This window comes from Bacillus sp. FJAT-26390 (genome assembly GCF_001682865.1).
In the GTDB taxonomy this organism is placed as follows: domain Bacteria; phylum Bacillota; class Bacilli; order Paenibacillales; family Paenibacillaceae; genus Pristimantibacillus.
On record NZ_MAQX01000001.1, the window covers coordinates 482,398 to 493,983 of the forward strand.

At 48.2% G+C, this 11,586-nt stretch carries 11 protein-coding genes; 8 read left to right on the top strand and 3 right to left on the bottom strand.

Translation table 11 applies throughout. From position 1 onward, the window contains the following. Positions 1 to 51: 51 nt before the first annotated feature. The 4 genes from A7975_RS02240 to ptsP all read left to right on the top strand — a co-directional run bounded on the left by A7975_RS02240 (position 52) and on the right by ptsP (position 5,094). Positions 52 to 492 carry a CoA-binding protein gene (locus A7975_RS02240; RefSeq protein WP_065384019.1) on the top strand — a complete coding sequence of 147 codons (441 nt, stop codon included), beginning with the start codon at positions 52 to 54 and terminating at the stop codon, positions 490 to 492. 136 nt (positions 493 to 628) lie between these two features. Further along, entirely contained in the window at positions 629 to 1,282 is a 654-nt protein-coding gene (locus A7975_RS02245; protein ID WP_053375590.1) for a hypothetical protein, read from the top strand. 186 nt (positions 1,283 to 1,468) lie between these two features. Then, on the top strand, positions 1,469 to 3,355 hold the full coding sequence (locus tag A7975_RS02250) for a glucose PTS transporter subunit IIA (protein ID WP_065384020.1): 1,887 nt from the start codon (positions 1,469 to 1,471) through the stop codon (positions 3,353 to 3,355). Beyond that, complete coding sequence (ptsP, locus tag A7975_RS02255; protein ID WP_053375592.1) at positions 3,352 to 5,094, top strand: phosphoenolpyruvate--protein phosphotransferase; 1,743 nt, start codon at positions 3,352 to 3,354, stop codon at positions 5,092 to 5,094. Before A7975_RS02250 ends, ptsP begins: the two co-directional genes overlap by 4 nt. Here ptsP and A7975_RS02260 read toward each other — a convergent pair. Continuing rightward, positions 5,091 to 5,621, bottom strand: coding sequence for a type 1 glutamine amidotransferase domain-containing protein (locus A7975_RS02260; protein WP_065384021.1), 531 nt, complete (start codon positions 5,619 to 5,621; stop codon positions 5,091 to 5,093). The two genes, ptsP and A7975_RS02260, sit on opposite strands and share 4 nt — an antisense overlap. Before the next feature lie 53 nt (positions 5,622 to 5,674). Between A7975_RS02260 and A7975_RS02265 the strand changes: the two genes are divergently transcribed. The 4 genes from A7975_RS02265 to A7975_RS02280 all read left to right on the top strand — a co-directional run bounded on the left by A7975_RS02265 (position 5,675) and on the right by A7975_RS02280 (position 8,919). Beyond that, a complete protein-coding gene (locus A7975_RS02265; protein WP_065384022.1) occupies positions 5,675 to 6,112 on the top strand; it encodes a VanZ family protein in 438 nt (145 codons plus the stop codon). 192 nt (positions 6,113 to 6,304) lie between these two features. Continuing rightward, the gene (locus tag A7975_RS02270) at positions 6,305 to 6,688 is read left to right on the top strand and encodes a hypothetical protein (protein ID WP_063846235.1); all 384 of its coding nucleotides are present in this window, start codon (positions 6,305 to 6,307) and stop codon (positions 6,686 to 6,688) included. Positions 6,689 to 7,210: 522 nt separating this feature from the next. Continuing rightward, entirely contained in the window at positions 7,211 to 8,215 is a 1,005-nt protein-coding gene (gene ccpA / locus A7975_RS02275; RefSeq protein WP_053375595.1) for a catabolite control protein A, read from the top strand. A gap of 5 nt (positions 8,216 to 8,220) precedes the next feature. After that, positions 8,221 to 8,919, top strand: a complete 699-nt coding sequence (locus tag A7975_RS02280; RefSeq protein ID WP_065384023.1) for a 5'-methylthioadenosine/adenosylhomocysteine nucleosidase — start codon at positions 8,221 to 8,223, stop codon at positions 8,917 to 8,919. Positions 8,920 to 8,995: 76 nt separating this feature from the next. Here the strand turns inward: A7975_RS02280 and A7975_RS02285 are convergent, their stop codons facing one another. Both A7975_RS02285 and A7975_RS02290 read right to left on the bottom strand, forming a co-directional pair. Then, positions 8,996 to 10,174, bottom strand: coding sequence for an acetoin utilization protein AcuC (locus A7975_RS02285; protein WP_065384024.1), 1,179 nt, complete (start codon positions 10,172 to 10,174; stop codon positions 8,996 to 8,998). Positions 10,175 to 10,783: 609 nt separating this feature from the next. Then, a complete protein-coding gene (locus tag A7975_RS02290) occupies positions 10,784 to 11,419 on the bottom strand; it encodes a GNAT family N-acetyltransferase (protein WP_053375598.1) in 636 nt (211 codons plus the stop codon). Positions 11,420 to 11,586: the final 167 nt, after the last annotated feature.

The window sequence follows — 11,586 nt, forward strand, 5'->3', positions numbered from 1 at the left end:
ATGAAAGGCGGCTCGGCGCTTGTTCCTAAATTGATGAATTGAGGTGTTACGATGGCATTTGAGAATCCTACGCGTGTGCAGATAAAGGGTATTTTGGAGAAAAGTACGACTGTTGCTGTTGTTGGCTTGTCAGACAATCCTGAGCGCGTGTCCTATATGGTATCCGAAGCGATGCAAGCAAAGGGCTATACGATTATTCCCGTCAATCCTAACGCCGATACCATATTGGGACAAAAAAGTTACGCATCGCTCAAGGATATACCCGTACCCGTTGATATCGTTAATGTATTCCGCAGAAGCGAGTATACACCTCCTGTCGCGGAGGAGGCGGTTGCGATTGGCGCCAAGACCTTCTGGCTGCAGCTTGGAATCGCAAGCGAGGAAGCAGCTGCCATTGCAGCAGCTGGCGGCTTAGAGGTCATTATGGATCGTTGCATTAAAGTTGAGGATTCTATCCTACTTCCTGGTGGAAAACCCAAATCATTACTGTAATAAAAAAACGGTCACTCCTACACACTAAGAAAGGCTTCAAGAGCGAGTGCCGAACTTGTTATCGCATAATCAATGTGGGCGTAACGGTCGGTAGTCATCTGAAGACTCTATGAATGGTATCCAAGGAGGACACGACGTGAATCAATTTTCGCAACAACCGGGTAATTTCCAAGGACAACAGAGCTACCTAAACCAAAACGCACAATTCCAGCCAACAGGCAATGTGCAATCGCATTATCAAGGGCAGCTCAGCCAACCGACTTTTGGCAGACAAACGAATTCTATCGTTTCGAATGTGCCAGGCGGTTATCAAGCGTCTAATTCTTATAACCAAGGTGCGCAACAACATTTTGCTACATCTGGCTATTCGAATATGACAAATCCGGTAGGAACGAACAATTCATTCATCTCGCATCAACCGGTTCAAAGCTATGCGCAATCGCCAGCAACGGCTTTTGGCAGCACAGGTCCGGTTATCTCGCATGTTGGCTATCAAGCAGGTCCTGACAGTCAACAATCGCAATCTCATTATCAACCGTCCTCGAATTTTGGTTCGCAGTATGCTCAGCATGCGGGATCATCAAATTTTGGTGGCTTTGCACAATCTAACTTGCAAAACCAGCAAAATAACTATGGCGGCATGACTCAAACGCATTCAAACACAACATCGATGCATCCTGTATATGAGGCGACTAATGCTTATCAACAAGCAGGCCCAGTCATTTCACAATTAGGCTGGCAGTCGAATAGTGGTATTAACAACTCACCATATTCCGGCGGCAATCGATAACATCGTTTTAAAAAATTAAGATTAGAATCATCAACAACGGCGGGCCTTCATAGGCTCGCCGTTTTACTTTGACAAAAACGTAGCAAACGCTTAACATCGAAATAGATATAATGGACTAAATGCTTATGCAGTCAGTTTTGCAACGCAAATTCGCATTTGCAGCGCAAAATGCAAAGGAGGTGCATGATGGTTTTCATAGGAAGCCTGCAGCAGCTCGGTAGAGCTTTTATGCTGCCGATGATTGTATTGCCGGGAGCGGCAATATTTTTGAGCTTAAGCAAGCTGCCTTGGGCGTACATAGGATTACCGGGCATGGAAGGTTATTTAATTGCCGCAAGCGAAACGATTTTTACGTTTTTACCATATATCTTTGCGCTTGGCATATCGCTTGGATTAACTGGAAACGCGCTTGCAGCCGGTATGGCAGCGCTCGTCGGAATGTTTATTTACAGCGGCATTACCGGCACGGCTGAAGTGCCGATTGAACCAACCGTACTTATCGGGACTATAATTGGTATTTTATCGGGTGTCAGCCATGAGAGATTCAAAAGTCTCCGCTTGCCGGAGTACATACAGTTTTTTGGAGGGCCGAGATTCGTTCCGCTGTTCGTGAGTTTTGTTTCCTTGCTATTCTCGATTGGCATGATCAACCTCGCACCTTATTTGCAAAAAATGCTTGTGGAGCTTGGCGATATCGTTGCTTCTGGCGGCGGATTCGGCATCTTCTTGTATGGGTTCGTACATCGCATTCTGGTCGTGTTCGGCCTGCACCATCTAGTCAGCCATGTGTTCTGGTTTCAGATTGGCGGCTATGAGACGGAGACGGGCAGCATGGTATACGGCGACCTGCCTCGTTTCTTTGCGGGCGACCCATCGGCGGGCGTGTTCATGGCAGGGCTTTATCCGACCATGATGTTTGCTTTGCCGGCCATTGCGCTTGCGATTATTCATGAAGCGCGCGAGGATTTGAAGCCGAAAATACGGAAAACGTTCCTATATGCAGCACTCGCTTCATTTTTGACGGGTGTCACGGAGCCGGTAGAATTTGCATTTTTGTTTGTTGCTCCGTATTTATACGTCGTTCATGCCATATTGTCAGGTATCATCATGTGGGTTACCTACGAGCTTGGCATTAAGCACGGCTTCTCTTTTTCTGCGGGCGCCATCGATTTTGTCATTAATTTGCATTTGGCTACCCGGGGATGGCTTATTATTCCCATTGGCATCGTCGTTGGTTTTGTTTATTACTTCTTGTTCCGGTGGGCGATACGCAGATTTAGAATTCCGACGCCTGGCCGTGAGGAAGGCTCGCAGCTCGATGAATGGGCAGGCGACATTCCTTACCGTGCCCCGCTTATCTTGCAAGCCATTGGGGGCAAGCAAAATATAGAAAAAATGGAGTCCTGTATTACTAGACTGCGGCTTAAAGTTTCCAATGATAAGCTGCTCGATATAAATTCATTACGCAATCTAGGAGCAGCAGGCGTCATTAAGCTAGGCGGCGGACATGTTCAAGTCGTATTCGGGACTTACTCCGAGCTCATTCGCGAGGAAATGATCAAGACGATCCATCGCGATCAGGCTCAAGTACTGTTCCACTCGCCGATGCAAGGACGAATGATTCCGCTTGATGAGGTGCCGGACCCTATATTTGCCGGCAAGCTCGTTGGACAAGGCGTGGCATTCATTCCCGACAAAGGAGAGCTTGTCTCTCCAGTCAAAGGAAAGGTCATTCATATTTACCCAACTATGCATGCAATAGGCATTCTTACTCCTGAAGGGCTGGAGGTACTGCTCCATATCGGAATCGACACCTCTCGCCTTGCAGGCAAAGCTTATTTTAATGCGGTGGTGAAGGAAGGCGACGAAGTTACGCCAGGCATGCTGCTTATCAAATTTGATTTGCAGCGCGTCAAGAAGGAAAGCAAGTCGCTTGCGACACCGATGGTTATTACTAATTCCGATCTTGTACACTCTTGGCGGTTTGCACCGTTCAAAGCGGTGAAAAAGGGGCAGTCCTCAGTATTGTCTGTTGTACTTAAAGAGAGAAACGGTGGAGGGGAAACACAATGATTCAAGGAATAGGAGCGTCAGCAGGCATAGCGATTGGGAGATCGTTTGTGCTTCCGAATTGGGAATGGGAATTACCGGAGCAAAAGATTGATGTAGCTGATTTTGCCCGCGAGTTCGAACGTGTTTACGAAGGCATTCGTACCTCGAAATCGGAAATCGAGCAGATCAAGGACGAGCTGCGCGATGTTGTCGGTTCGGAGGAAACACATATTTTCGATGCTCATATAGCCATTTTGGACGATCCTGTCTTTATGAATGAAATACAAGGCATTATCCAGCGCCAGTACAAAGCGGCGGAAGTAGCGGTGAAGGAAGCGATCGATCATTTTGTAACGATGTTCGATTTGCTCGATGATGAATATATGAAGGAGCGGGCGCTTGATATTAAAGATGTGGGCAATCGATTGCTGAAGCATCTGCTGGGAGCGCCGGAAATTACGCTCCCTTCGGATACGCAGCCCTTCATTCTCATCGCGAAGGAGCTCTCGCCCTCACAGCTTGCTCATATCAATCCGCAGCATGTTCTTGGCATCGTGACGCTAGCGGGAAGCACGACTTCCCATTCGGCTATTATGGCGCGCGCGCTTGGCGTTCCGCTTGTCGTAGGCGTTGAGACGAAGCTTGCTGAACCGATACAAACCGGACAAACGATCATTATCGATGGCAGCGACGGAACCGTGTTTATCGACCCCGTGCAGCAGGTGATCGATTCCTATTCCGAACTGCACAGCCATCAATCGGAAGCGAAGAAAAAGCTGCATGGCATTGCAGGTCACCGTCCTGTGACGCCAGATGGCAAACGATTGGAGCTTGCGGCTAATATCAGCTCGTTCAAAGAGCTGGAAATTGCGCTCCAGAGCGGCGCGCATGGCGTAGGCTTGTTCCGCACCGAGTTTTTGTATATGGACCGCAATCGGTTTCCGAAGGAAGAAGAGCAATTCGAAGTGTATCGCAGCGTAGCCGAACGGCTTGGAGGCGAGCCGCTCGTTATTCGGACGCTAGATGTCGGAGGCGACAAACAGCTTGATTATTTTGAGCTTCCTGAAGAGGATAATCCTTTCCTTGGCTACCGTGCGATCCGGATTTCACTGGACCGTCAGGACTTATTTAAAACGCAGCTGCGCGCTATATTGCGTGCCAGTCATTATGGCCAAGTGAAGCTGATGTATCCGCTTATCTCTTCAGTTGACGAGGTGCGCGCAGCCAACGCAGTGCTGAACGAAGCGAAGCGTGAGCTGGAGGAAGCGGGACAGCCTTATGACAAAGGAATGAAAATCGGCATTATGATCGAGGTGCCGGCAGCCGTCATGATAGCCGATTTGCTTGCGGAGGAAGTTGATTTCTTCAGCATTGGCACAAATGATTTGGTTCAGTTCACGCTTGCCGTCGATCGTATGAACGAGGAAATCTCCCATTTGTATGAGCCTTATCATCCTGCGCTCATTCGAATGCTGCGCATGACCGTTGAAGCGGCGAAGCGAAGCGGAATTACCGTTGGCGTATGCGGGGAGCTTGCGGGAGATTTAAGAGCGCTGCCGATTTGGCTTAGCTTGGACGTGGATGAGCTGAGCATGTCATCTCATTCGATCTTGCAGGTGAAGGAGCGGCTGCTATGCACTTCTCAGGAAGAGAGCAGAGAAGTGTTTCAGCAGCTCCATGCCTGCCGCACGAGCACCGAAATACTAGAGCAGCTAAATGGCTTTATGGAACGATTAGACAAAAAAACAGCGAATGGTTAGCCCATTCGCTGTACTAATGCGTCTACAAATGCTTTGGCATAAGGAGGAAGATCCGGCGGTCGGCGTGCGGAGATGAGGTTTCCGTCAACAACGACGGCTTCATCAAACCATGTGGCGCCTGCATTTTCCATGTCGTCACGAATGCCGGGAGTTGAGGTTACTTTGCGGCCCTCTAATATTTTCGCCGAGATAAGTACCCAGCCTGCATGGCAGATTTGGCCGATTGGCTTGTCCTGCGCATTCAGCTCCTGCACAAGCTGCAGCACCTTCGGGTAACGGCGCAGCTTATCGGGAGCCCAGCCGCCTGGCACGAGCAAACCGATAATGTCCGCGCTGTTCACTTCGTCAAATGACATGTCAGCAACAGCAGGCACGCCGTATTTGCCAATATGCTTCTTGCCTTTCTCGGGTCCTGCATACAAGACGGTTGCACCGGCCTCGCGTGCGCGATAAACGGGATACCATAGCTCCAAATCCTCAAACTCGTCGTCTAGCAAACAGATGACGGTTTTGTTTTGTAATGACATTATTTTCCCCTCCATCTATTAAAGATCTCTATTATTGTAACGAAGGAGAAACAATGAAGCAAACAGATTCGATTTCAAAATCATTCTCTTACCTTAGGCTGCTTCGTTTTTTGCCCGCGGTAGCCTGGATGGCCGTTATTTTTGCCTTGTCCTCCAGAACTAGCGACGAGATCGGTACGCTGCTGCCTTTCTTTCAAAAGTTTTTTCCGTTCATGGAAGATTTTAATTGGGGCCATTTTGTCTCTTATTTTGTTTTGGCTCTAACCATCGATTACGGCATCGGCAAGCGGGGCGACCGTTTCTGGATGAAGGCTGTTATCGTGCTGCTTTGCGGGCTATACGGAATTACGGACGAGTATCATCAATCATTCGTGGGCGGCAGAATGCCTGACCCTATGGATGTGCGCAACGATATGATAGGAGCTGCGATATGGACAGCTCTTGCAGCAATACCGCCGGTTCGAAAAAAATGGAGAAAAATCGCCCATTAATTCGGAAGCTTTTGGCAGGCTCCAAAGATGAATTTAGTAGTAAAAATTACATAGCTGTGTAAGCAGGAATTTATGCGAAAATGGTCGAATCATTTATACTATTGTAACTCTAAAAAGCAATACTTAGCGGCGATAGCTGCTACTAAGAAGGAGTGGACCACTTTGCATAAGCGGTGTCATTGTGGTGACATCATGAAGATGAAACTGCGCACAGTAATTTATTCGGGGAAGGTCGAGATCGACAACGTACCGATTTTCTCATGCACTACCTGCAATAGGAGCGAAGTTTTTCCGGAGGTGAAGCCGGATTTAACGGGATTAATATCGCAATTGGGGGCTCAACCAGATAAACAAACCTTTCTTTTTAATGAATGCAATGAATGGGCGAACTTGCTGGTAGAGGCGAAGGCGGAGAAGCAGCAGACGGACCAATCCGCTTTCGAGAGATTGGTAGAGCAGCGAATCAATAAGCTGCTGGATTTGTATTTGCTTGCTCAGTCTCTTAATGATGAGGCTTGGATCGAGGATTTAAAAAAGCGGCTTGAGCAAATAAGCCGTCGCACTCTCCTTACATAGTCGCTTTGGACCAGCGGGCTTTCAGGCTATACGAGCCGCAGCAGAGCGGACACTGCGTCCATCATGGAAGCGATGCTTTTTATCCTCGCTCTTTGTGTGACGCAGGCTGTGGACGGGAGCTGTTAGAATGGATAGGCCCGTGTGTGCTCGAGTGTTTTTGAAGATAAGATTTGGGGTTTAGCAGTGACCATAGGGCAAGCCGAAGGGAGGAAACTTCCAAGGCTTGCCCTTTTCCATTTGTAGATATGTTGAAATATTTTGGAGGGCAAACGGGAGGCAAAACAGCATTTCTGCGCTTATCCAGCCGCGCGGCAAGCCTTATATCTCTGCAACATTACCATAGCATTCAGGCTGTTTGTGCTGTGCATTTGGCTATAGATGATTGTTGAAAAAATCAATGAAAGCACGGAATATCAGGGTTTTTGACGTCTTTTGTTTTGCGTTGCCTTTCCCTTTATGCTATGATTACGTTAATATACGGTGTACGAAATTTTAAAATTTGAGCTAATGGAGAGAACCACTGTGACGGTAACCATTTATGATGTAGCAAGAGAAGCAGGAGTGTCGATGGCTACGGTTTCCCGGGTTGTAAATAACAATCCCAATGTGAAACCAGCAACACGCAAGAAAGTATATGAAGCAATTGAACGGTTAGGGTATCGTCCAAATGCTGTAGCAAGAGGTCTTGCGAGCAAAAAAACGACTACAGTTGGCGTTGTCATTCCCGATATTTCGAATGCCATTTTTGCCGAGGTAGCGCGCGGAATCGAAGATATAGCGAACATGTATCATTATAATATTATTTTGTGCAACGCGGACAAGAAGAAAGACAAAGAAATCCGCGTAATCAACACCCTTCTGGAGAAGCAGGTCGACGGTCTGTTGTTTATGGGCGGCGCCGTAACAGAAGAGCATCTGCAAGCATTCAAGACAGCAAACGTACCGATTGTACTTTGCGCGACTTCCGATGAAAGCGGACAAATTCCGTCTGTCGACATCAACCATGAGGACGCTGCTTTTGACGCGGTTCAACAGCTGCTTGCACAAGGACATAGACGTATTGCGATGATTAGCGGCACGCTGCAAGATCCGTCGATTGGTTATGCAAGGTTCCAAGGCTACAAGCGCGCGCTTGAAGCTGCCGGCATTGCCTATGACGATTCCTTGGTGCGCATCGGCAATTATCGTTACGAATCAGGCGCGGAAGCAATGAAATATTTTATTGAGCTGGACGAGCGTCCAACAGCTGTTTTCTCTGCAACGGATGAAATGGCGATTGGCGCGATTCACAGCATTCAAGACTCCGGCTTGAAAGTGCCGGAAGATATCTCCGTAATTAGTGTTGATAATAGCCGGATGGCATCGATGGTTCGTCCGCAGCTTACTGCAGTAGCGCAGCCCATGTACGATATCGGTGCGGTTTCCATGCGTTTGCTGACGAAGCTGATGAAGAAGGAAAACGTTGATCAATCCAAAGTAGTACTGCCGCATGAAATCGTTGTGCGTCAATCGGTTGGAGGAGTATAAAAGAAATGTCGTTTAACAAAATTGGTATTATTGGGGCTATGGCGGAAGAAATTGAATTGCTGCATGAGCATGTTAACGTAGCGTCTCAGGTGACGAAAGCAGGCATCACCTATTATGAAGGCACGTTTCACGATAAAGCGATTATTTATTGCAAATCGGGCGTAGGTAAAGTAAATGCAGCCGTATGCACGCAAATTTTGCTTGATCTCGGAGCTGATTGCGTACTGTTTACAGGCGTAGCGGGCGCAGTTGACCCTCAGCTAAACATTGGGGATATTGTCGTTTCCACAAGCTGCGTGCAGCATGATATGGATTGCTCGCCGCTTGGCTTTGCACGCGGGACGATACCTTTTCATCCTAGATCGGAATTTCCGGCTGACGAGCGCTTGATCGAGCTTGCTTCAGCAGCAAGCGAACGACTTTTTGCAGGACGCAGCCTTAAGGGCAAAGTGCTGTCAGGCGATCAATTTATTGCTAGCCGCGAGACTGTGAAGCTGCTGCATGAGACGCTGGACGGCGCATGCGCGGAAATGGAAGGAGCTTCGGTCGCACAGGTATGCGATATGAATGAAACGCCATTTGTGATCATTCGTTCGATGTCGGACAAGGCTGATGGATCGGCTCACGTGAACTTCCCGGAGTTTACGGTTAAAGCGTCCAACAATTCCTACCAAATTATTGATGATATCATCAAACATATTTAATGCATTTAGAAGAGAACAAGCCCCGATTCTGGCATCGGAGCTTGTTCTTTTTTTGTTATGGTTTTAAGAGGCGGCTTTAAATATCCTGGACTACGATCTTTTGCATCGCCCTATTTTTTTCGGTGATCTCGGTCCGCCTTGGCATAGGCTCGATGTCAGATGGATCATCCAGCCATTTTGTCGGCAGCTTGAGCGGACTTATTGCGGCCCAGCGCTGAAGCCAGCTATCAGGAAGCGAAGGCGCTTCACCAGCAGTTACCGCTTTAGCGATGGGGTGTTCTATCATCGTGAGCCACACCAATGACCAAGCTCTAGGCACAACGCGGAAAATGTCATAACCGCCGCCGCCAAGCGCAATCCAGCGCCCATCAGTATGCTCATGGGCAAGCTCATGAATGATTGCTGGAATCTCGGCATAGATCCGCATGCTGCAATGGATATGGGAAAGCGGGTCGTATGCATGCGCATCACAGCCATGCTGGCTAATAATGATGTCCGGTTTGAAGGCTTCGATCACTTTGCGAAGGGTGACATTAAAGCTCTCCAGCCACGAGTCATCCTCGGTATAAGGCTCAAGCGGAACATTGTAGCAGGCGCCTAAGCCATGGTCCACGCCCTTTTCGTACACGAAGCCTGTTCCAGGGAACAGAAATTTACCGGTTTCATGTATCGAATAGGTGCAAACGTTAGGATCATCATAGAAAACCCACTGAACGCCATCTCCGTGGTGGACATCCGTGTCAATATAAAGTACTCTAGCGTCGTAGGTTTGGCGGATATGTTTGATTGCGACCGCTGCATCGTTATATACGCAAAAGCCAGAAGCGCGGTCAGGAAAGGCATGGTGCAGTCCGCCGGCGATGTGGTAAGCATGCTTGGTTCGGCCTGTCATAACCGCATCAGCCGCAGCTACGGAGCCGCTGACAATCGTCATCGCAGCTTTATGCATTCCTGGAAAATAAGGCGTATCCTCGGTGTGAAGGCCGAATTGCTGAGCGAGAGTGCTGCTGTCATTAAATTCCGCGTCCTCGCTTAATTGCTTGACCGCTGATAGATAGTCGGTTCGGTGAACGAGCGACAGCAGCTCTTCCTCGGAGTAGGAGGGAGGAGCCTCCATTTGCTTCTCAGAAATCGCGTTTATTTCTTTAAGCAGGTCTATCGTTAGCGTAATCCGCAGCGGATCGAAAGGATGCTCCTCACCGAATTTATATCCGCTAGAATCCGTATGATGAATGAATATAGCATCTGAAGCCATCCCTATCCTCCTAAAAGGTTTGCGAAGCAAACCTACTTCGTAAGCATGAGCTAAGGTTTGCGAAGCAAACCTACTTCGTAAGCATGAGCTAAGGTTTGCGAAGCAAACCTACTTCGTAAGCATGAGCTAAGGTTTGCGAAGCAAACCTACTTCGTAAGCATGAGCTAAGGTTTGCGAAGCAAACCTACTTCGTAAGCATGAGCTAAGGTTTGCGAAGCAAACCTACTTCGTAAGCATGAGCTAAGGTTTGCGAAGCAAACCTACTTCGTAAGCATGAGCTAAGGTTTGCGAAGCAAACCTACTTCGTAAGCATGAGCTAAGGTTTGCGAAGCAAACCTACTTCGTAAGCATGAGCTAAGGTTTGCGAAGCAAACCTACTTCGTAAGCATGAGCTAAGGTTTGCGAAGCAAACCTACTTCGTAAGCATGAGCTAAGGTTTGCGAAGCAAACCTACTTCGTAAGCATGAGCTAAGGTTTGCGAAGCAAACCTACTTCGTAAGCATGAGCTAAGGTTTGCGAAGCAAACCTACTTCGTAAGCATGAGCTAAGGTTTGCGAAGCAAACCTACTTCGTAAGCATGAGCTAAGGTTTGCGAAGCAAACCTGCTGCTTAATACATAAAGCGTTGCCGAAAGCGAACCCGGTCAAAATGCTCGACAGAGCTGAGCGGAACTTCCTTGCCAATGCGCACCATGAGGCAATTAGCCGGATGGGAGCAAATTTCGGGATCATCCGTTGCGAACCAAACCATGCCAACGGATTGCATCAATCTCTCCATCATTTTGCGGTAATCCCACACGTTCAGCTTTGTTCCTTCCAAATCCCAGTGCCAATAATATTCAGTCGTAAAAACAATCATGTTCTCTAGTTGTTCTTCTGCAAAAGCGAGCTGAATCATTCGCTTTCCTAAGCCTGCGCCGCGATAATCATCCGCTACTTCTATCGCTCCAAGCTCAATGAGATCGGTCATTCCGCCTTCCGACCAGCGTTCAAGCTCATCGGCATAGTGAAAGGTGACGTAGCCGACGATAACGTCACCCTCACGCGTCAAAATGATTCTTCCTTCATCAAGCCCAGCGATCTCGACAAGCGCATCATGCTGCTCATGCGGCCTGCGGAATGCGTCTAGCGATTTGTGCATCTTCATGTTTGCTAGCCGCTCAGGCGGTACGGGTCCTTCAATAATAAGCTCACGGCTTGCGTCCAGAGCGAGCTGTTCCCGCTGCAAACGCTTTCGATGTTCCAAGGCTGAACCCCCTTTGCTGTTAGGCTGCTGTCAGATCTCAAACCTCTACTACTCTTTATAACAAACATTCGAGTAAATGAAAAGCGTAGTCGAATAGAAAAAGGTTATGCTATAATAGGTTTGGCGGTTGAAATCATGGGTATGCGAATGGTAGTCAGCTTGTTTGC

What these genes read in the sequence shown, in the direction of transcription:
- ptsP (WP_053375592.1), top strand. Translation starts at nt 3,352, where the DNA reads ATGATTCAAGGAATAGGAGCGTCAGCAGGCATAGCGATTGGGAGATCG.
- A7975_RS02260 (WP_065384021.1), bottom strand. Translation starts at nt 5,621, where the DNA reads ATGTCATTACAAAACAAAACCGTCATCTGTTTGCTAGACGACGAGTTT.
- A7975_RS02270 (WP_063846235.1), top strand. Translation starts at nt 6,305, where the DNA reads ATGAAGATGAAACTGCGCACAGTAATTTATTCGGGGAAGGTCGAGATC.
- A7975_RS02280 (WP_065384023.1), top strand. Translation starts at nt 8,221, where the DNA reads ATGTCGTTTAACAAAATTGGTATTATTGGGGCTATGGCGGAAGAAATT.
- A7975_RS02250 (WP_065384020.1), top strand. Translation starts at nt 1,469, where the DNA reads ATGGTTTTCATAGGAAGCCTGCAGCAGCTCGGTAGAGCTTTTATGCTG.
- A7975_RS02285 (WP_065384024.1), bottom strand. Translation starts at nt 10,174, where the DNA reads ATGGCTTCAGATGCTATATTCATTCATCATACGGATTCTAGCGGATAT.
- A7975_RS02265 (WP_065384022.1), top strand. Translation starts at nt 5,675, where the DNA reads ATGAAGCAAACAGATTCGATTTCAAAATCATTCTCTTACCTTAGGCTG.
- A7975_RS02240 (WP_065384019.1), top strand. Translation starts at nt 52, where the DNA reads ATGGCATTTGAGAATCCTACGCGTGTGCAGATAAAGGGTATTTTGGAG.